This is a genomic window from Psychrobacillus sp. FSL H8-0487 (genome assembly GCF_038008385.1).
Classification (GTDB): domain Bacteria; phylum Bacillota; class Bacilli; order Bacillales_A; family Planococcaceae; genus Psychrobacillus; species Psychrobacillus psychrotolerans.
Window position 1 is genome coordinate 2,111,757 of sequence record NZ_JBBOZA010000001.1, and the last position, 19,677, is coordinate 2,131,433.

The following is a 19,677-nucleotide window of genomic DNA, read 5'->3' on the forward strand; positions in this document are numbered from 1 at the left end:
TCCTTCTCTTATTTTCTATTGTAAACATGGAAAATCTCTTTTTTCTTACTCGTTTCTTACAAAAATCTTAAGTTGCTATGTACGGATTCAAACAACCTATTAAAAAGACAATCGTTTTAATTGGATAGTAAAGGTTGTCTGTTGAAATGGGATACTTTTTACAGATATAGTTCCGTTCATTTGTTCCACTAATCTTTTTGTAATCGTCAATCCTATTCCACTACCCTGATAGAGTTTATTTCTAGAATCCTCCATTGTATAAAGCCTTTCAAATACACGATCTTTATCGTGCTCGCTAATCCCTTTACCTTTATCAGAGACTTCTATGTATGCACAATCACCTAAACTTGTAAGTTTAAGACCTATCATTTTACCTTCTGCTCCGTAATTAATCGAATTTGAAATTAAGTTATTAAGTATACGTTCAATTGCTTCTATATTTCCCCAGACATACGTTGACTCTTCAGGGATTTCAACAGACACTTCGAATTCTTTTGTGGTAAGTATTTCATAGTATTCTAGTATTACTTTCCGACAAACCTCATTTAAATCAATTTTGGAGTTTTCATAGTTACTGTCCTCAGATTCAATTTTAACAAGTTCAAAAAAACGAGAAATTAAATCGAGTACTTCCACTGTTTTCAAATTAATTGTTTGGAGTAATGAATTCATTTTTACAGGACTAATTGTTTTATCATTTAATATAATTTCTATATAACCAAGAATAACTGTTAGAGGAGTTTTTAAATCATGAGAAACGTTTGAGAGCATCTTTCTCATCGATCTTTCTACCCCATGAAAATCCGCGACTGTTTTCTGATTATGTTCTAATAGGCTATTTATTTGTATTAATAGAGATTGAATCTGTTTATCACTCGTGTATAGCATCAGTTTTTCATCGGTTTTGTCAGAAGTAATTTTTTGTAGCTTCTTTTCCATGTAAATGATGTCATTCTTCTTTTTTGAGCGACTTCGCAGGAAGTATATATTAAAAAATATAGAAATTACTAATAATATTAGTGTTAAATAAGTCATGTTACCTCCCCTAATTTATAACCAATCCCCCATAATGTCTTGATATATTTGGGCTTAGAAGGTTCATCTTCAATTTTTTCTCTAAGGCGTCTTATATGTACATTGATAATATTTTCATCACCGTAATAGTCATCTTGCCAAACTAGGCTATAAACTTGAGCTTTAGTAAAAACTTGGTTAGGTTTGCTTATAAACAGTTTTAAAATACTAAACTCTTTTAAAGTTAGCTTTAAATCGACATTATTTTTTTTTACAGAAAAGTTATTCATATCAACGGTCAAATCGCCAATTGTAATTATTTCATTGCTAGATTCACTATTTAGATCAGAAACTTTCGTATAGTGGGCTTGTCTTCTAATAATCGCATTGACCCTTGCAACTAACTCAATGATGGAAAACGGTTTTGATATATAATCATCTGCACCAAATCCAAGTCCGAGTGCTTTGTCTACATCCTCGCCCTTTGCAGACATGATTAGAATGGGAACCATACTCTTCATTCTAATGATTTTCAAACATTCCATTCCATCTATTTTAGGGAGCATCAGATCAAGTATAATTAGAACAAAGTTGTGCGAATCTGATACTTTTAATGCTTCTTCTCCATCAAAAACTGCAGTTACGTTGTAGCCTTGTTTTGTTAAAGTCTCATTAATCATATTGCTGATATAATGATCGTCCTCTACTATCAAAATATTATTATTCAAAATACCATCCCCATCGTATATATTTTTTACTATTTATCAGAATACCAAATATCGAGTAAATTACTTCCCTTATAGAACAAGAACTACATTAATTATTACATAAAATGCTGTTGCACTTAATAGTACAAATACCAGCTGCAAACGACTGAATGCTTTTATGGTACTTTCATTTTTCATCTCCCCAACTAAATGAGCAACTTTAAAATGGAATGGAATAAAATATAAGGAAAAAAATAAACCTACTGAAATCGATATACAAACAATATGAATGAAAACAGGAATATTAAACTTAGAAAGTATATTCCCAATTACAAAAACAGGAATTCCTACCCAAAATCCCAATGTGACCACCAACAAGGCAATAGATATGATTAGTAGCATAAAGTTTTTCTTTATAATAAGTCTGAATGCTTTATTATACGTTGTCATTATTAATCCCTCCCACCGTATACTTTCTAAGTCCAAAACTTAAGGGGAACTCATCCTCAATAAATAAGCGTATTAGAGTTGTCTTCTCTAATACGCACGATTACATTATTTAATCATTATAGATAATATTCTACAAATTATTTCATATTCCTTTAACCTCTTATAAATAACTAAAAACTGCCATTAAATTCAAAAAAATTATTCATTGTTTACCCTTATTCCAATTATAAGGTTTTTTCGACCACTCATAAATCATTAAAATCAGAAAAATAATAATACAAATCATAATATTATCTATCCATCTAATTTCACCATTTACAACTAATTGCCAAAGAGTAGATACTACAAAATACATTAAAGAGTATTCAATACTTTTCTTAAACATAAAGCCACCGCCTACTAGTCTTTTCTTGAATCTCCATCTTGAGTTGAAATATCAACAGCCCTTTTTAATTTGCCCTCACTGTTCTTTGCTAGCCCTTCTATATATCTACTTAGATTATCGATAATGAAAAAGATTGTTGCGTAAACAAATGAGATAAGTATAGCAATAAACAATACTCCTGTAGCTGTTAATGAAAAAAGGAATGCACAAAGTACGGCACATCCTAAATGTATTAAATAAGACAAACCAATATTTTTACTAAAGTTAAATGATTCATATACTAACGAAGAAAGTATACCCACCACGAAAAGTATCGGTACTGTAACAATGCTCACAGACAATCCTATAACAAAATAAGATTCAGAAGAATAATCGAAAAAGAGCGGCACAATGAAATAGCAAATTACCGAAGTAAAAAATGCAGCAAATAATTTTCGATCAAGCATATTCACACCACTCACTTTCTACTCTTTTCCTTTAAGAAAGATAATCCAAAGGGTTTTCGATCTTAAAAGCTTCACTTTCTTCCAGGAACTTTGTAATGATAGAGCTATGAGAACACCCAACAATCAATAATATCCTCTCTTCTCCTGAATGTACTAAACGAGTTAAATTAGAATAAATAATTAAATTTCGTTTGTACCACCAACTCAACCATTGCATACCAATATAATTTTCGAAGTCTCCAATACGTGACATATTTAAATACACCTTATGTAATTGATTTAACCAGGAAGGTTCATTGAGTTCTCTATAATAATCCATGACACTTTTATTAGTCGTAAATTCCGGAAAATATAACCCTTCAAATATTTCCTTGTAAAGTTCGGGTTGGTTTTCTTTTAACCACTTCTCCATTTCAACATAACTCAGATCAGCTTTACCCATCCAATCTACTGCATAGAGCTGTTCATGCGCAAATCTTGTAGCTATGCGAAAGCCCACTTGGTATATCTCGTTCATCTCTAGGTTATAATTCCCAAATCTGTACTGTTTATATTTAATATTTAAACTATCGTTCATATCGGCTACCATTTCAACTGCTATTTTAGTTGGTTTGAACTTCACTACTTGATTGATTAGTTCTTCCATTTCCTCTTGTCGTTTATGTGAATGTAGTTCTTCGTATTCACTCATATGAAAAGTTCCAAGTACTAAAACACTTGGCCTATTCTCTTTCACTAATACCACTCCTTTTTGGTTAGGATATTACTTATTAATGTATGTAAAGCAAACTAATCGCTTTTGGGTAAGTTATAAGGTACTGCCATCTCTATAATTTTTTTAATATGGTTTTCATTTTCTTCGATATTAACTTGATTACTTAGATATTTATTTAGTCGAAGGATTTCTGGAACCATACTAACCATTGTTTTCATAATTTGATCCGGATAACGTCCACAATCCCAGCTTTCTAAAATAGCTAACTGTTTTTCATTTAATTTACTTCTTTCCCCCTCTATTTTTGACCAAACACCGTATGCACTATCTAAATGTTCCTCCATCTCCAAATACCATCCATAAACAACTAGCCATCGTACTCTATCTAAATTAGATAAAGCGTAATATATTTCTCCCCTCATTACCGATCTGTATATTTCATGTATGAAAGCAAGAAGTTTTCCTCTCCAAAAAATAACTTCGTCAGATGACGGTTTATATACCTCGTATGATGATTCCTTGATGGTTTTGTTAATAATATTATTTGGATCATAGAGAACTTTATACCCTTTTAACCAGATGGAAGCTACAACTTCTGCAGGCGAATGATACCAGCTATCTACTTTTATAAAGGAATCATAATGAGTAACTACTACCGGCGAAGAAGGATTAAAGTCTTCATAAAACAGCACTTCCCCCCATTTTTTTGCTCTATGACGTTTATCCTTTATATAATCAGCTTTCCTCTCAGGGGTAACTATTATATGTATATCAATATCGGAATAATTATCATAGTTTCCCCTAGCCAAAGAACCCGCTAGATAAATAGCCAGCACATTAGAGTCTGATGTTAAATCTTTTAAAGCATTTGCCAGGAGGCTATCACGATGTCTTGGCAATGATAAATCTCTAGCTAAATGTCTACTTATAAATTCCATCCCTAATAAACAGCTCCTATTCCCCTATAAAATATTAAATATATTTAATATTATAAAAATTAGTAAAAACAAAAAAATATTATTCAAATAAGCAGCTACTTTGGTCGAACAGGGCATAGAAATGTATTAATAGCTCAATATGTAGACTATAAATCATTGCCTTTTAGGTTTTCACAATCTCATATCTAGCGAAATATGGTATTAATAATGAGCATGCAAAACTAATGCAAATACCTATTAAAACATTTATATATTCATTTTCAGAGGGCGACAAAATTAGACCGAAAATTGGTATTGGAAGTACCATAAAAGATGCTAGAAATCTTGAGGAAAAAGATATCGTATGAGCAGTCCCACATTGTTCACATTGAATTGGCTTGTAAAACCACATGATAGATTTGTAAATTTTGCCCCATTTAAACGGAAAGTTGCAGTTATTACACTTTTGCATAATATAATTCCTTTCTATTATTAACCTATTTTACTCTAGAGTTCCTTAATCAACTTCTTTCCTTTGGTTATCACGGTAAAATCACGCCTTATCCATCAAAAAATCAGAATTCAATTACATATTACTTATTTCAACACACTTTCAATAATACCTCTTTTAAATGAGCTAATTCATTAGTCCCTTAAGAGTTAGCCATATTCAAACAATATGGGTGTTATACAGTAAAATCATCTATGATTTCAACCACTTCTATTTCTCCGTCTATTAAGAGTTCTGGTAACTCATTGTTCATATTTCCCCTCCAATATTCTCTTGCTTGTTCTATTTTTCGTGAAAAAGGAACTCCATCCTCCTTTGGTAGGAGATTTCCATCACCTTCAAAAGAATTTCCAATAACTCGAAGCTTAACAATCTGCAAAACCTTTCGATCAAAGGAAATAAATAATTCTTTCCATTTCAATACGTCTTCATATTTTTTTGTAGCATATAAACAAGACATTCTAGAAGGGTATTCTGGATATTCTTGAAGTCTTACCATTTCTACTATCACTTCTCTAATAGCTCTTATCGTCTGGCCGGCATACTTAATAGCAACATTGGCATCTTCGGTATTCAAAGACATTCCTTCACTTGAATAATGTTCATGTAAGATATGAAAAAAGTCCTCTCCTTTAGAATTTAATTGCTCCTTTTCAAAAAAGAAACTATATAAGGTATTCCTTTGGTTCTTATCAAAGTTAATAATTTGTCCTAAACTCATTTTTTTCCTTGTGACAATGTGATAAACATACAGTTCATTCTCTATCATAATCGCACTCCTATCTCTCATCTAAATGTACTAGCCCTCAATCTATAAAAAAAGAGTTGCCTTAGCAACCCTTTTTCGTATCTTGAGTCACATTATCTAAAGTAAACTTCTCGAAAAACTACTTTGTATTATTAATGAAATATGTATCATACGATTCTTTCAATATGTACCCTAGCTTTTCTGCTAATTTAACTGACTCAGGGTTGGCTCCATCCCAACTAGCATACTTTCCTTTATCTAGACAATCCAATATCAAGGCAGAGGCTACAATAGTCGCTAAACCTTTCTTTCGATAATCAGAATTTGTAGCTATTTCAATCTCTATACCTTCGTCATATATACTAAAAGAAGTTGCTGCCGAAACAATTTTTCCATCATGTAAAATAGCATATCCGATCCCTCTGTCTATAAAATCATCAATAGAATTAAACTGACTCACAAAGTCCTCGGAAACTTCGTGGAAAGTAGGCGCATTTACTATTTTTTTGTCCACTTTCTTTATTTCGTAGCCTTCTGGTAATGTAGACAATAGATTCTGTAAATGTGTCCTATCTAAATGTACTGGGTTCTTTTCAAATCTATACCGATCAAACTTTTCAATTTTTCCTATGTGAACAGTTTCTATACGACTTTTCCACTCGTCCGTATCGACAATTACAAGACTGAAATCAGATAGATTATTTAGTAATTCTTCTGCTGCTTCTGTATTAGGGTCTCCTGCAAAGTATACAAAAATACCGACAGTTATCTGCGCAACCGTTGGATTCTCAAGATCATCAACCCAAGCAGTTCCCATATGTCCTTGGAGATATGAAAGAACAATAGTGCTATCCATATTATTAAACATAGGTAATAACTTTTCCCTTACATGAACATCGGCTTCATAAATCATTCAATTTCCCACTTTCTCAAATTATATTACTAAAATTTATGTGACTATATTATGGTGATGTCAGTTTAAGAATAGAGATGCTTAAATTGCTCGATTGTGTATTAGTGATTGAATCATATGAGATTACCAATTTTCACAGATTTTCAAATTCCACACAAAATGGATGTTTGCTACTATCAAGACAGTATTCTATTCTTTGTCTAAAATTTTCAATAGTTATCATTTTCAAAGCCTGCTCGATAGGGAAAAACCCCACTTCTAAACTTTCCGGAGAAGTAGTTAAGATGCCACCAGTTGGCTTGGCTAAAAAAAGAGTATTGCAAATGGACTTATTCACATTTTGAAAAACTCCGCAGAATTTTACAACTTCAATATCAATTCCTGACTCCTCTTTAGTTTCCCTTATTGCAGCATCTGTCAGAGACTCACCTTCTTCAACTATTCCACCAGGCATTTCCCAACCCCTCATAGGACCTTTAATAAGCAGAATTTCCTTGTGGTCGTTGAGCACAATGGTTGCTGCTGAAAGAAAATGTTTAGGTGGTGTGTAAACAGACGACGTGTTTTGTTCCAAAGTCATTGCCTCCTATTCTTTGTAAATCCTACATACCATATGAGTGTCGAACATAAGTTAAACACTACTCTTCACATCCATTTAAGGCACAGATTCAATAAATTTAACTGAGGAAATTCACTATCACACATCCAATAACCATTTTCGTAATTTCCCTTTCGGATAGTATACTTGGCTATTTATAACAAGATGTGGGATATCCGAATGCTCTTGGATTAATGACTTAGCATCTTCTTTCGATATACCCATAAAATAATGCACATCATTTTCTTTAATCAATTCATGTTCATCACCTTCATCTAAGGAATCAATAAAGTTTTTCGCATCTGGATTTTTAAAGTTCTTTAACCCATCTCCAATAAAATATCCCGCAACAGCAATTCCTGCGGCTAACCAAATAAAAGACCAAGTCATCGTTTCTCCTCCTAAATATATGTCTAACTTTTAGCTACCTAAATCTATTAATAATGCTTCTTTTTTTCTTACTCTTTTCCACACGTTATGTTCTAAGAACGCAGACTTGCTTTAAATATTGAACCTATATTTTTATGTAGTTTTAGTTATTTTCATAAAAATCTATGAACATTACAATTGAAAATTTTGTTTTATTAATTGAGCAACTTTTTCCGGACTCAAATCTGTATTATCTATTCTGATATAATTTTCTCTCTTGATTTCATTTGTTTTTGAATTCAGTCTACTACTTTCCATAGTCTCTAATAAATGTTGTTCCGATTGTTTAATATTTCTTTTAGTTGGCTTATGTTCAAGCCTATGAGTAGACTTATTTCGTATTAACCTTTCCTCTACTTTAGCTTCTAATTCTACAAAATAAATATCAGCTCCCTCTGATGCTACTATTTGACACATATTTTCTATTTCATCCCAATCTTCTTTTTTATCAAAATACCATATCTTAGTAAAAATCATTCCATAACTATCACTTTTTGAAAATGACTTAAATATTTCCCGCCTAAATAGATGTGTTAATTTCCACATTTCCGTACTAAATCCAAAGAGTGGCTCCAATAAGTCAATTGTCATATGGTTATGAAATAGCTTTAAACCTGTTTCCTTAGCTAATTCTTGACCTACCGACATTTTTCCAACTGCTTGGGGTCCAAATATAAAAACAAACTTTTTCATCGTATTTTCCTCCAAAAGTATTTATCCTTTTCGAATTTTAATCTCTATCGTTATATAAAAGTCATTTTCAATGCATACAAGGAACTGCCAATACTTAATTTTTGGTTAGTTATTTTATAGTTGGCACTGCACTTAATGTATTCAATAGATTTTTTATTAGTTTGCCTTTAAGTTTTCCTGGTCTGCTTCTTTTAATATCCTTATATATTATTGAAATAAAATAATATGCTAGCTATTAAACAAAAAACTCCTGTTCCTAACCCAATAGTTCCAGTTATCACATTATATTTATTTTTCTCTCTAAACTTGAACATCATAAGAAGTCCTATGGTTGTTGAGATAAGAAAGAGAATAAAAAAACCGATGATTAAAATGTACATTCACATCCTCCTGTTTTAGTTAAGTTCACATTGATTTTCATGACGGGATTAGGAGGATAATCAATGCGTTAATTTACTTTACACAAGAAAAAGCAAGGACGATGGGAATACGGTGTCTCCTCATAAATTCATCTTCACTACTAAAATCTTCACGCTTGGGTGTACCTTCACGTAAATCTAGAACTGAAAAGCCCGCTTGTTTAAGTGCCATAAAATAATGTTCGATTGTTCGATGATACTTAACTACTATTTGGTCGATCCACGGCTCTTTTCTTTCTCCCTCATGGAAGTAGTCATCGACAATCCAGTTACCGCGTTTATCACCAGATTCCTTACTAGCAAAAGATGAAGTTGTAAGTGGATGCTGGATACTAAAAACAAATTTTCCGTTTTCTTTAAGTGTTTTGTGAACTTCTTGAAAAAGACTATTTATGTCTGAAACGTAATGAATGGCAAATCGAGATGTTACAAGGTCGAATGCCTCTTGTGGATAATTATAAGATTCCATTGTTTCCAAGTGTATGGTCCCGTTTTGTTTCAGTATGTTAGAGCGTGCCACTTCCACCATTTGTTTCGAACCTTCTATTCCTGTGTAGTTTTTTGCTCCTAACTGTAAAAGTTCTTTACCAAAAGATGCATCACCACACCCTAAGTCTAAGATGCTACTTTCTTGAAAGCTCCCGATTAACTCATACATAATTGGTCCTTCAATGGCATTATTTGGGCTATCGCTTCTGTTTCTTCTAGTCATGTAATTTTTTAAAAAATCTGTTTGATCGTATACGCTAGATCCTTTATACTCCAAAAAACCTCACCCCTTCTTTTCCAACTTCCCAATAAAATTATTCTTTAGTTGAATTAGCTTTTGAATAAAAATTATATATACTCGTCAGATTATTCTTTATACCATTTACACCTTTCCACTCGGTCCATTCTTTTGGTGTAATAAAGCCTGAAACATATGTATCAATTGTATGATTATTTTCTAACGCACTTAGTGAGCTGTTAATTAAAAATAAAATATAACGTTCTAAGGATATCAATTGTTCTCTATTCCCTATATTTCCGTGTCCTGGAACGAAAGTTATGATATCCATTTCTTTCACCTGGTTTAGGATAGATATGTATTCATCCGGATTAAAAATCGGTAAGTGTAGATTCTCGGTAACTAAATCTCCCATAAATACAATCTTCTCTTCTGGCAAATACATAAACGTATCGCTTGGGGTATGACCTCCACCTAAACAATGCAATTCGACCTTCCTCTTAGAACCTTCAACAATGAGTCTTTCTTCAAAAATAACGGTAGGTAAAACTAATTTCAATCGAGGTAAGTCAACTAGTACCATTGACATTTCGTTAAACTGATTGGTCAAACTATCTTGTATTATTTGTTCTTGACTATTTTCTATTTGGAATTTAAGATTATTCAGATATTTTTTCGTCTCGTCAATCTCATTTTCTAAATTACCGATCACGTTTTTTTCCATAAACAACTTCTTGGTAAGTGAAGTAGAAATGATAGTAGTGTCTTCAAATGCTTGATTGCCAAAAACATGATCACCATGATAATGACTATTAATTAAATACTTTACCCTTTTTCCTGTAATATTTTCAGCATATCTTCTTAATTCAAATCCAGCTGATGGGGTTGAAAAAGAATCAAAAACTAACACTTCTTCACCTAAATCAACAAAACCTGCATTACTCCATGCCCCTTTTCCAGGTTTTGCGATAGCTGCATAAACTCCTTCGTTTAAACAATTCAATATAAAAAAATCAGTTTCTGCTACTTTAGTCAAATACTGTTTCCTCCTTAATCTATATTATTCATCTCCATTTGTTTACTGTTGGTTTACGACAAATGCAGACCACTATACTTTCACCCACCACTCCCTTCATTATTTTTCGTTTTGATAAATTGATCATACATAATCTCTTTATAATATTGCTCATAACCTACCATTCCTAGTTCTCTTGCAGCCATAAGCTCTGCTTCTCTGTCATAAGGAACTCGTACAAAATTAATCGAATTAGTTCCATGCGAACCATCCACAATAACATAAGTAGCATCAACTAAATCTAAACCCACACTTCCTACATTACAAAGGGTACCGATTTCATAACTTCTTAATAAAGTTAGATGAATATCTCCATAAAACACAATATCTGGAGTACGCTTCGAATGATGTGAGTTGGTTTCTTCACTATTTTCAAAAAGAGACAAACACTCTGCTAATGAATGATATTCGGGTGCAATTCGTTCAAAAACACTTCTTGGTGATGCATGAAAACAACGTATCATCTTGCCATTTAGCTCAAATTCAAGATGGAAAGGTAAGGAGGCCAAGTAGTTAAAATCCTCTTCTGTTAGCTGACTTTGTGACCATTTAATAATTTCATTATCCGTCTCTTCTTGGATAAACACATCCCAATTCCCATAAATGACTTCATCACAATGCTTTCTAACAAGTTCAATACATGCCGAACCACGCGGACCTTTACCGACCAAGTCTCCTAAACAAAATATTTGATTCACACCCCGGTTTTCAATATCCTTTAGCACCGATTCTAACGCAGTTAAATTACCATGAATATCTGAAATAATAGCTATTTTAGACAAACTAATTTCTCCCCTCCATTACAGTCTTATACCGCTGATTAATTTCCAGGTTGATACACAATCTTTTAGATTATTTATATTAACTGCCCTGTACATTTTATATTTTTCTACATATATAAATCATTTCATTACTCTCTCTAATTAGGGGGGAGCCTTCCCAATTTCCATAGGCATGCAATATATCTAATCCGTTTTCGATAAGCAGTCGTTCCATTTCCTTTGGATATGTATACCTCAAGCTAATATTTGTTTTTCTCTCTTCTGCCACATGGTTATCATCCATAAACTTTCTTATGGTTGTATAGTGCTGAATTTGTTCTAACGGGTCATAATTACTGATTGTATACGCATTTACTATTTTATTTGACAGGGTATCTGTGTAAGTTTTCCAATACTCTTCTGTAGTTGGTTGCAGTAATTCTTCCGCATTCGGAAATCTCGTTCCAAATATAAAAATGCCTTCTTGTTCTAAAAGATTATGTATAGATTTTAGGACAAGGTTTTGTTGTGCATTAGTATGGAAATGTTGAAATGAGTTCCCCACCATATATATTAATGGGCTTTTTTGATCTAATTGAAGCATTGTACAATCTTGCTCCAACCATTGAATTTGTATATTTGCTTGATCTGCTTTTTTCTTCGCAAGTTCAAGCATTCCTGCATGTATGTCTATACCAATCATGTTATGTCCCTTTTGCGCTAAAGGAATCGTTATTCTTCCCGTCCCGCATGCCAAATCTAGTACTGGTCCCCCCTGTTTGATGGCCCATTCCTCAAGCATTTTCAGTTCTCCCATATAGGCGTCATTTTCTATATCATATGAAATAGGATCATTGTATTCTTCTAGATTATTCGACATATATATCTTCTCCCTCTTGAGACAACCACTGTGCTATATTCACTTCAAATCCCGAATTCCTCCAAGCAGTAATAGTAGCTATTTCTCCATGTTTCCCCTTGTATTTTCGAACGAAAAGATCACCTAAAAAATAGGCCAATCTATTATATCCAAATTTTCGACCGCCATTAATAGAGAACCATTCATGAAATATTTCTTCTGTAGTCAATACTTTGTAATCTTCGTTAAATGCTTGTTTAATCTTTGTAGTGTTTGCTTGAGCAAAATCATACCAGTCTTTCCCTTCATCATTATAAGAAAAATAGATAGAAGGATGCATAAGATCTACTACCTGCCTTGATAAATCGGTTGCAATTCCCTCTCTGTAAAGCCAATTAAGCGGATTTGTCCATTGTACCTTGGACCAATCCATTCCCCGATTATCCGATATAATATTTTGAGCAAGATGCCCAAATTCATGAGCAACAATTACGCGTAAATGATCTGGATTGGGGGAAAGTTTTTCTAATGCAAACGTAATATTTGGTATTATCTGTTGATAGGTGTACGCATTCGACCCAAATCCTCCAATGATCAAATTAATATCAACGGGGAATGATATATTATATTTTTTGTTATACGCTTCTGCAATTTCTTGAATAATTGTTTGAATACTTTCATGTACTTCTTTGATCGCATTGAAATGCTGTGGATACTTTTCAATTGATTGCACATGTCTTTCCTCGGTATTTTTACAATGTCTAGTGAAATACTCCTCAAAGATTTCTGGAAATGCGGCAAAGTACTCACGTAAAGATTGGGTTGTAGCTTCATAGTTTGTGAAAAAATAAGGGACAGTATCTATTATTTTCAAACTACGTATCCTCCTCATTTATTAGCTAATAGTTGACTCAAATAATTCCATAAATGATTCTAAATTTTTCAAAACAGTTTCTCCATCTGGAACTTCTTCGAATAGCTCATTTTGTGTATATATTTTCCCTCCTTTTATCACTCTATTAATCTTTTGGGTATACTTTATATTTACTAATGGGTTTTCATCTAATATGACAATGTCTGCAATTGCTCCTTCTTTAATCACCCCGAGTTCTGGACGTTTTAAAGCTCTAGCTGCATTTATAGTTGCCGCACGAAGAGCATCTATTTCGGTCAGGCCAATCTCTACAAACAGTTCTAACTCACGGTGGAGCGCCATTCCGGGTATCGTGAAAATTCCCGCAGGGGTATCAGTTCCAGCAACAATCTGTCCACCCAAGTCAAAGTACACTTTTGCAATCGCTTTATTCATCGTTGCTTGTCTCCCCAGACTTTCCAATGAAGCTGTATGGCTTAAAAAGTATTTCCACTGATTAACCAACCCATCATTTTCTTCTAGCTTCGTCGTTACTTCATTATTGGGATACCAGTAGTTCTCTAGAAGTTTCGCTTGATCCAATAACACCATTGTTGGGCAAATAATAACCTTGTTTTCGATAAGTACTTTACATACCTGTTCTATTCTTTCCAGATCGGGTTGTTCCCATTTGATAGAATTCCACACATTGGCATCGGCTTGCATTGTCCATTCTGGATACATATCTTGTAAGATTCCAGAAGCATGTTCATTCCATTGGATGCCCATTTTTGCGGCATCTATTGCTGTAACATCCTTTGAATAGACTAAATCACAGCTCACTTCTTTGTTGTATATTTTGGCTTCCTCAACAACTGCTTCCATCACCCCTTTAGGTAACCAACCATATACTTTGATGAAATCTGCTCCTGCTTCCACTTGTCTTCTTACTTCTTTTTTTGCAGCTTCAGGGCTTTCCGCATTCATACTCCAAGGACTTGTTTCACCCCATAAACCAGGTGGCCCATCAATAATACGATCAGCTGAAATAACTCGGGGGACAGGCGCTTCCATTGAGGCATGAATTATATCCTTTAACTCATGAACATTACCTCCAGTATTCCGCACAGTTGTCACACCAGAAGCAATGAACAGCGGTGCATACCCTTCTTTTATATGTACATGCATGTCTATAAGTCCTGGTATAACCCATTTCCCTTGGAGATCTAGCACAACAACGTCCGTGTTTAACTTTTCTTCCTGTTCTTTTGTATTTTCTACACTCGCAATTCGGCCATTTTTTATCATGATGTTTTTCAACGTTATATGTCCAGTTTCCACGTCTATTACATTGGCATTTCTCAAAGCCATAGTCGTATTAGTCATTCTTCTATTTCTCCCCTTTTGTATTCTTACTAATTACTATACTAATAAATAGATAGAAAAGTTTCGTTATTCAGATAATTTTATAACCAATTAAATTTATACTCTTCACCGTGGCTATTCAATCCACAGTAGTTTTCTCATCTACTAAGTATTTATTAAAGGACATTACAAAAAAACTAATACCAGTTAAAACTAATATAATACTTATAAATATCGGAAAATAACCTATAGCTGACATAGCTGCTGAAAAATTCTCATATCCCCCTAATCTAGTGGAATAAATAGCCACTGCAATCCATGTCATCCCGAATAATATGATTCCAGAGAGTAACGTCGTTGCTCCCATTATTAAATATTTCAACAAGCCTCCCCCTTCCGGTTACACCATATTTATATATTCGCCTTAGCGAAGAGGTTTCCCTCTCTCATCAAAAAAGATGCCGTTCTGTATTTCCAAAACGGCATCTTTCATAAGTTATTTTAATTCTCCTACGTAGATAGATTGTGGTCGAAAAATTGTGTTGTCTTCCAGTTGTTCTATAGCATGTGCAGTCCATCCAACTATTCTTGCAACACTAAATGTTGGAGTGAACAATTCTGAAGGCATATTAATGGATCGCATGATGGCTGCTGCATAATATTCTACATTTGTGTATAATTTTCTACCCGGTTTATATTCGGCAAGTAACTCAATAATTTCTTTTTCGGCGATTGTTGCTATATCTAACCATGGATCTTTACCTTGAAGCTCGCTACATTTCTCTCGCAGTAAAATGGAACGAGGATCCTCTGTTTTATATATTCGATGTCCGAAGCCCATGATTTTTTCGCCATTTTCTATTTTATTTTTTACGATAGTACGGATTTGCGTGGGATCTTTGAATTCGTTTAACATAGTAATAACTCCGGACGGTGCTCCTCCATGGAGAGGTCCTTTCATCGTCCCAAGTGCTGAAGTTATTGCGGCTGTTAAATCTGACTCGGTTGAAATTGTTACACGAGCCGCAAAGGTCGATGCGTTTAAACCATGCTCCATCGTAAGTTTTAAGTACGTTTCTAACGCTTCCACTTGGACCTCACTTGGTACTTCTCCAGTTAACATCCATAAATAATTTGCTGTGTGTGAAAGATCGTTGTTTGCTTCAATAATCGGTAGCCCTAGTTGGTTTCGGTAATGTCTAGCTACTATCATCGGAAGTCCGGCTGTTAATATAACCGCCTGCTCCTCTATTGGCGTTGCTTTAAATGATGGATGTGCAAATGCAGATATAGCTGTTCTCATCGCATCCATTAAAGAAACTTCTTTAGGAAGCACGTCTATTACCGCTTTTATGTGGGAAGGTAGCTCTCTATAATGATTCATCTTAGAGTCTTTCGCAGCATCTATTTCTCCCGTCCATATAAAAGTTGCCAACTCTTCAAATGATTTAGTTGCTACTAATTTGTCTACTAGTATTCCTCTATATCTTAGCTCCCCAATGTCCCCATCCACTGAAGCAATTTTCGTATGAACTGCTACTACATCTTTTAGTCCCTTTTGATACATTTATAACTCCTCCTTTTCTTTAGTATATGAGAAAAACTTGATAATAAAAATTAAATATATATAATCGTATTAATTACTATTATTAATCAAAGAAGGTGTTTAGATGGAATACCAGTGGTTAAAAACATTCTGTACCGCTGCAGAAACACTGAACTTTCGAAAAGCCTCTGAGAGGTTATTGATGTCTCAACCAAGTGTGACTGTTCATATCAAGTTACTGGAGGAGCATTTAGGATCCGCTCTTTTTGATAGACAAAATAATCGAGTAACTCTCTCTGAGGCTGGGAAATATTTTCTACCTGAAGCACAAAAGTTAGTAAATAGTACGGAAAATACGATTCACAAGATGCACGCCTTTAAACAAGGTTATCGTCAGACTTGGACGATTGCGATTTCACCTCTCATGGCCGAAACCATCCTTCCCTATTTTTTACGGTCATTTATGAAGCTACAACCTAACTTAGAAATACATATTCGGGTGGAGGAATCCTATCTTATTGAAGAGCTTGTAGATGCTGGCGAAGTCAACATTGGCATTTCGGCACTCGATGCACAAAGAAAAGGAGTAGAATCCATCTCCATCTATGAGGATCCTATATTATTTGTTATGCCAGTAGATACTTATGATGAGGAAAGCGGTCCACCGATTGATATTAAGGAAGTTTTACAGAAAAACTATTTGTTTACACATCATCATCCTGTTTTCTGGGACGATCTTCTTGTGAAGTTACATAAACACATTAGTGGAGTCCGAACGATGAAAGTAACGCAGGCACATATTGCCAAACGTTTTGTACAAGATGATCTAGGTGTCTCCTTTTTACCTCACTCGATTGTTCGACGTGAGCTATTAGAAGGGAAAGTAATGCAGCCCCATTTTGATTTATTTGAATTACCTACTGTTTCCACCTTCATCATTGTTAAAAAGAAAGGAGACCTGGAAAAGTTATTTATTGACCAAATATCGAAATATTATTTTGGTGGAACATCTTAAGAAAAACACGATGGAATTCTTTACCTCGTCCCATTCAGTAGTACAAAATTTAATAGAACATTCTAATTAGGAATGGCTTAGTTCTTTCCCAAGGAGAACTAAGCCATAACTATTTCGATATTCGACTATTTAATAATAGTCCCCTTTACCTTCATTATATTTTTGTCCATTCAGTTCTTAACAATGAAAAAATGAAAGCATCGTGTGATTGATTATTCTGATAGAGGTATCCCCTCAACAAACCTTCCTTAGTAAAACCTAAACGCTTTAATAATTGTATAGATGGCTCATTTTGCGGATAAGTCACTGCACCAATCCTGATCAGCTCCAAATATTCAAACGAGTATCTTAAAACTTCTTTTACTGCTTCGGAGGTAATTCCATTATTCCAATGAGAAGGGTGCAATTCAAACCCAATCTCAGCTTTCTTACTATAAGTGCTCAGGTTGTTTAAACCTAATGTACCTACAAAATCACCTGTATCTTTTAATACAATGCCCCACCTTATACCTCTTTTACTTTCATATGTGCTTTGGAAGGACTCGACTATTTTTCTAGCATCTTCTATACTTCTCAAGCTATCCATACCGTAATATTTAGTCACTTCATCTTTTGACATAATTTCGAAAAAGCTTTCTGTATGTTCCTCTCTTACTTGTACTAAATTCAGTCGATTCGTTTCTAACTCAGGAAATCCCATAAAATCATCCCCTCGATTTATCGTCATTTATTTTAATTACTTTGAATCATAGCTAGCAAAGGTAAGAGAATTGCATTTGAATAACAAAATTTCCCTTTAAGAAAACATTAATGTCTGTAGCTACAGCTTGTGTGATTTGTTAAAACAGAAAATCATCGCCGTTTTTGTCTTGGATAATTAACTCATATTTCTGATTCTCTGTCTTTGTTTTTACTTCTTCGCTATTTAGGAACTCAGTAATTTCTTTTCGTATTTTGGTTACCGTCTCTTTAGTCTCTAGATCCGAGGATTTCATATTCGTCATGATGGTAATAGTTACTTTTTCAGGGTTGTAAGAATATCTAATGTCAGCTACCTCATATTCTTTTTTTAGAAAGAGTTCTTCTTCTATGCTACTCATAACGGGCATCCATCGACTCTCGATTTCCTCTTCTGAAAGGTCTCGAGTTATAACTTGTACCTGTTTTGGTGTTTCGTTTGCTTTTAATAGTTCAATCGCCGCCTTGTAGATTTCTACTTTCTTAGCTTCATCAGCTATTGGAATGTACACACTGACTACAGGGCCGTATGTGTTAACATTCATAATCGGATATCCTGCTCCCTCCAAGTCTGACATCAACTTCTCACCCAGTTCCTCCCTTTGTTTGTCTATCTCTTTTTGAACGGATGACACCTCATTCTCATTCTTGGCAGAAACCATTAACTCGTAGTTGTCATATCCCCTTTTATCCAAAATTTCATTCAAAATATTTATAACTTTGCCCTCTTCTTGCTTGACGTATTCTTCCGTTTCATTCAGCTCTATGTCAAAGTATGGCTTCTGTTCCCATTTCCCCATGCCAATACCTGATAGTTGATACCCTTCTTTCGCCAAATCTTCCCAGATTACTTCTTGAATAGGTTTATAAAATATTTGCCCTAAATACGGAATTTTCGATACTACTTCCGCCATGGTTGGACTAAGGAATGCGGAACCTGTTAGGACTACAAAACTGATAACCGCAGCTACTACAAAATGCAGTTTTCTCCTTCCTCTTTTTCTTCCTGTTGACTTTTCAACGTCTGTTCTATTTTTCGACTCTTTGCTAATATTTTTAGCAAATTCGTATAAGGAAGGTGGTGTCTGGATTTTATCCATTTCTTCTTGAATTTCTTTCTTCACGGATTCATCGATTTTCATTGTGTATTCACCCCTATAAACTGATTTTCGATCAACCTTTTTTTCAGAGCATTCCTTGCCCGGCGAAGATGGGATTTGACCGTAGAGCTTTTCAGTCCCAGCAATTCTGATATTTCTTGGATTGCTTGCTCTTGGTAATAGTAAAGGATGAGTACGATTTTGTAGTCACTGTTATCGAGGGATGATATGCCCTTTTTAATCTCGTTTTCGGTTTCCTCTTTTAGTAGACATTCCATCACGCTATACTTGTCCGTTACCACATCGACTTCAAGCGGGGATTCTTTCAAGCGTTCATTCTTTCTCCAAGCGTCGATGGATCGGTGAGAAACCAGTTTATAAAACCAAGTGTTGAAATAAGTAATTTCTTTTCCACTCATGATATTTCGATATGCCTCAACCAAAGCATTTTGGACAACTTCTTCTGCCTGTTCCTTCGACTTCAGGATACCGAAACTGGTCCTGTAACCCTTCTCAATCAAAGGAGTGACTAGTTCAGCAAAAGCTTCGTCCTCCCCTTTCTGAATCCGTGATATCAGTGTTTTCTGTTCCAAGCGTAAACCCCCTTTAATTGTTCCTACCTTTTAGGCGACGGTGAGGCTACTTAGGACGCACTAATATTTAAAAAAGGAAAAGAAATTGAATTTATTCTGT

Annotated in this window: 24 protein-coding genes; 1 reads left to right on the plus strand and 23 read right to left on the minus strand. The window is 34.3% G+C overall.

Features of this window, described 5'->3' with window-relative positions; translation table 11 throughout:
* Positions 1 to 99 precede the first annotated feature (99 nt).
* The 20 genes from MHI47_RS10745 to MHI47_RS10835 form a co-directional block, all read right to left on the minus strand.
* Positions 100 to 1,035 carry a sensor histidine kinase gene (locus MHI47_RS10745; protein ID WP_340830799.1) on the minus strand — a complete coding sequence of 312 codons (936 nt, stop codon included), beginning with the start codon at positions 1,033 to 1,035 and terminating at the stop codon, positions 100 to 102.
* The gene (locus tag MHI47_RS10750; protein ID WP_340830801.1) at positions 1,032 to 1,742 is read right to left on the minus strand and encodes a response regulator transcription factor; all 711 of its coding nucleotides are present in this window, start codon (positions 1,740 to 1,742) and stop codon (positions 1,032 to 1,034) included. The genes MHI47_RS10745 and MHI47_RS10750 overlap by 4 nt, the downstream gene beginning before the upstream one ends.
* A gap of 69 nt (positions 1,743 to 1,811) precedes the next feature.
* Positions 1,812 to 2,171 carry a hypothetical protein gene (locus MHI47_RS10755; protein ID WP_340830803.1) on the minus strand — a complete coding sequence of 120 codons (360 nt, stop codon included), beginning with the start codon at positions 2,169 to 2,171 and terminating at the stop codon, positions 1,812 to 1,814.
* A gap of 399 nt (positions 2,172 to 2,570) precedes the next feature.
* Entirely contained in the window at positions 2,571 to 3,002 is a 432-nt protein-coding gene (locus MHI47_RS10760) for a hypothetical protein (protein ID WP_340830804.1), read from the minus strand.
* Positions 3,003 to 3,033: 31 nt separating this feature from the next.
* Positions 3,034 to 3,738, minus strand: a complete 705-nt coding sequence (locus MHI47_RS10765; RefSeq protein ID WP_340830806.1) for a DUF5694 domain-containing protein — start codon at positions 3,736 to 3,738, stop codon at positions 3,034 to 3,036.
* A gap of 53 nt (positions 3,739 to 3,791) precedes the next feature.
* A complete protein-coding gene (locus tag MHI47_RS10770; RefSeq protein WP_340830807.1) occupies positions 3,792 to 4,655 on the minus strand; it encodes a nucleotidyltransferase domain-containing protein in 864 nt (287 codons plus the stop codon).
* A 163-nt stretch (positions 4,656 to 4,818) separates the two neighbouring features.
* A complete protein-coding gene (locus tag MHI47_RS20205; RefSeq protein ID WP_445678294.1) occupies positions 4,819 to 5,106 on the minus strand; it encodes a TIGR04104 family putative zinc finger protein in 288 nt (95 codons plus the stop codon).
* A 214-nt stretch (positions 5,107 to 5,320) separates the two neighbouring features.
* A complete protein-coding gene (locus MHI47_RS10775) occupies positions 5,321 to 5,914 on the minus strand; it encodes a DUF2441 domain-containing protein (protein WP_340830808.1) in 594 nt (197 codons plus the stop codon).
* Between the two features lie 118 nt (positions 5,915 to 6,032).
* The gene (locus tag MHI47_RS10780; RefSeq protein ID WP_093538474.1) at positions 6,033 to 6,806 is read right to left on the minus strand and encodes a GNAT family N-acetyltransferase; all 774 of its coding nucleotides are present in this window, start codon (positions 6,804 to 6,806) and stop codon (positions 6,033 to 6,035) included.
* A gap of 133 nt (positions 6,807 to 6,939) precedes the next feature.
* Positions 6,940 to 7,380 (minus strand): NUDIX hydrolase, encoded by a 441-nt coding sequence (locus tag MHI47_RS10785; protein WP_175496334.1) that lies wholly within the window; start codon positions 7,378 to 7,380, stop codon positions 6,940 to 6,942.
* Between the two features lie 123 nt (positions 7,381 to 7,503).
* Positions 7,504 to 7,794 (minus strand): DNA-binding protein, encoded by a 291-nt coding sequence (locus MHI47_RS10790; RefSeq protein WP_340830809.1) that lies wholly within the window; start codon positions 7,792 to 7,794, stop codon positions 7,504 to 7,506.
* A 171-nt stretch (positions 7,795 to 7,965) separates the two neighbouring features.
* Complete coding sequence (locus MHI47_RS10795; RefSeq protein ID WP_340769510.1) at positions 7,966 to 8,526, minus strand: AAA family ATPase; 561 nt, start codon at positions 8,524 to 8,526, stop codon at positions 7,966 to 7,968.
* Positions 8,527 to 8,979: 453 nt separating this feature from the next.
* A complete protein-coding gene (locus MHI47_RS10800) occupies positions 8,980 to 9,711 on the minus strand; it encodes a class I SAM-dependent methyltransferase (protein WP_340769511.1) in 732 nt (243 codons plus the stop codon).
* Positions 9,712 to 9,748: 37 nt separating this feature from the next.
* A complete protein-coding gene (locus MHI47_RS10805) occupies positions 9,749 to 10,708 on the minus strand; it encodes an MBL fold metallo-hydrolase (protein WP_340830810.1) in 960 nt (319 codons plus the stop codon).
* A gap of 80 nt (positions 10,709 to 10,788) precedes the next feature.
* Positions 10,789 to 11,529 (minus strand): metallophosphoesterase family protein, encoded by a 741-nt coding sequence (locus MHI47_RS10810; protein WP_340830811.1) that lies wholly within the window; start codon positions 11,527 to 11,529, stop codon positions 10,789 to 10,791.
* A gap of 97 nt (positions 11,530 to 11,626) precedes the next feature.
* Positions 11,627 to 12,388: a class I SAM-dependent methyltransferase gene (locus MHI47_RS10815; protein ID WP_340830812.1), complete on the minus strand. Its 762-nt coding sequence runs from the start codon at positions 12,386 to 12,388 to the stop codon at positions 11,627 to 11,629.
* Positions 12,378 to 13,241, minus strand: a complete 864-nt coding sequence (locus MHI47_RS10820; protein ID WP_340830813.1) for a hypothetical protein — start codon at positions 13,239 to 13,241, stop codon at positions 12,378 to 12,380. Before MHI47_RS10820 ends, MHI47_RS10815 begins: the two co-directional genes overlap by 11 nt.
* A 21-nt stretch (positions 13,242 to 13,262) precedes the next feature.
* Entirely contained in the window at positions 13,263 to 14,606 is a 1,344-nt protein-coding gene (locus MHI47_RS10825) for an amidohydrolase family protein (protein ID WP_340830814.1), read from the minus strand.
* A gap of 118 nt (positions 14,607 to 14,724) precedes the next feature.
* Complete coding sequence (locus MHI47_RS10830) at positions 14,725 to 14,967, minus strand: hypothetical protein (RefSeq protein ID WP_093538463.1); 243 nt, start codon at positions 14,965 to 14,967, stop codon at positions 14,725 to 14,727.
* Between the two features lie 114 nt (positions 14,968 to 15,081).
* Complete coding sequence (locus MHI47_RS10835) at positions 15,082 to 16,152, minus strand: citrate/2-methylcitrate synthase (RefSeq protein WP_340830816.1); 1,071 nt, start codon at positions 16,150 to 16,152, stop codon at positions 15,082 to 15,084.
* Positions 16,153 to 16,255: 103 nt separating this feature from the next.
* Here MHI47_RS10835 and MHI47_RS10840 point away from each other — a divergent pair, with 103 nt between their 5' ends.
* Positions 16,256 to 17,146, plus strand: coding sequence for a LysR family transcriptional regulator (locus MHI47_RS10840; protein WP_093538461.1), 891 nt, complete (start codon positions 16,256 to 16,258; stop codon positions 17,144 to 17,146).
* Between the two features lie 154 nt (positions 17,147 to 17,300).
* Here the strand turns inward: MHI47_RS10840 and MHI47_RS10845 are convergent, their stop codons facing one another.
* The 3 genes from MHI47_RS10845 to MHI47_RS10855 form a co-directional block, all read right to left on the minus strand.
* Positions 17,301 to 17,846 (minus strand): GNAT family N-acetyltransferase, encoded by a 546-nt coding sequence (locus MHI47_RS10845; RefSeq protein ID WP_340830817.1) that lies wholly within the window; start codon positions 17,844 to 17,846, stop codon positions 17,301 to 17,303.
* Positions 17,847 to 17,985: 139 nt separating this feature from the next.
* Positions 17,986 to 19,026: a DUF4030 domain-containing protein gene (locus tag MHI47_RS10850; RefSeq protein WP_340830818.1), complete on the minus strand. Its 1,041-nt coding sequence runs from the start codon at positions 19,024 to 19,026 to the stop codon at positions 17,986 to 17,988.
* The gene (locus MHI47_RS10855) at positions 19,023 to 19,577 is read right to left on the minus strand and encodes an RNA polymerase sigma factor (RefSeq protein ID WP_340830819.1); all 555 of its coding nucleotides are present in this window, start codon (positions 19,575 to 19,577) and stop codon (positions 19,023 to 19,025) included. The genes MHI47_RS10850 and MHI47_RS10855 overlap by 4 nt, the downstream gene beginning before the upstream one ends.
* Positions 19,578 to 19,677 lie beyond the last annotated feature (100 nt).

What these genes read in the sequence shown, in the direction of transcription:
- MHI47_RS10745 (WP_340830799.1), bottom strand. Translation starts at nt 1,035, where the DNA reads ATGACTTATTTAACACTAATATTATTAGTAATTTCTATATTTTTTAAT.
- MHI47_RS10755 (WP_340830803.1), bottom strand. Translation starts at nt 2,171, where the DNA reads ATGACAACGTATAATAAAGCATTCAGACTTATTATAAAGAAAAACTTT.
- MHI47_RS10760 (WP_340830804.1), bottom strand. Translation starts at nt 3,002, where the DNA reads ATGCTTGATCGAAAATTATTTGCTGCATTTTTTACTTCGGTAATTTGC.
- MHI47_RS10770 (WP_340830807.1), bottom strand. Translation starts at nt 4,655, where the DNA reads ATGGAATTTATAAGTAGACATTTAGCTAGAGATTTATCATTGCCAAGA.
- MHI47_RS20205 (WP_445678294.1), bottom strand. Translation starts at nt 5,106, where the DNA reads ATGCAAAAGTGTAATAACTGCAACTTTCCGTTTAAATGGGGCAAAATT.
- MHI47_RS10775 (WP_340830808.1), bottom strand. Translation starts at nt 5,914, where the DNA reads ATGATAGAGAATGAACTGTATGTTTATCACATTGTCACAAGGAAAAAA.
- MHI47_RS10780 (WP_093538474.1), bottom strand. Translation starts at nt 6,806, where the DNA reads ATGATTTATGAAGCCGATGTTCATGTAAGGGAAAAGTTATTACCTATG.
- MHI47_RS10790 (WP_340830809.1), bottom strand. Translation starts at nt 7,794, where the DNA reads ATGACTTGGTCTTTTATTTGGTTAGCCGCAGGAATTGCTGTTGCGGGA.
- MHI47_RS10795 (WP_340769510.1), bottom strand. Translation starts at nt 8,526, where the DNA reads ATGAAAAAGTTTGTTTTTATATTTGGACCCCAAGCAGTTGGAAAAATG.
- MHI47_RS10815 (WP_340830812.1), bottom strand. Translation starts at nt 12,388, where the DNA reads ATGTCGAATAATCTAGAAGAATACAATGATCCTATTTCATATGATATA.
- MHI47_RS10825 (WP_340830814.1), bottom strand. Translation starts at nt 14,606, where the DNA reads ATGACTAATACGACTATGGCTTTGAGAAATGCCAATGTAATAGACGTG.
- MHI47_RS10835 (WP_340830816.1), bottom strand. Translation starts at nt 16,152, where the DNA reads ATGTATCAAAAGGGACTAAAAGATGTAGTAGCAGTTCATACGAAAATT.
- MHI47_RS10840 (WP_093538461.1), top strand. Translation starts at nt 16,256, where the DNA reads ATGGAATACCAGTGGTTAAAAACATTCTGTACCGCTGCAGAAACACTG.
- MHI47_RS10845 (WP_340830817.1), bottom strand. Translation starts at nt 17,846, where the DNA reads ATGGGATTTCCTGAGTTAGAAACGAATCGACTGAATTTAGTACAAGTA.
- MHI47_RS10850 (WP_340830818.1), bottom strand. Translation starts at nt 19,026, where the DNA reads ATGAAAATCGATGAATCCGTGAAGAAAGAAATTCAAGAAGAAATGGAT.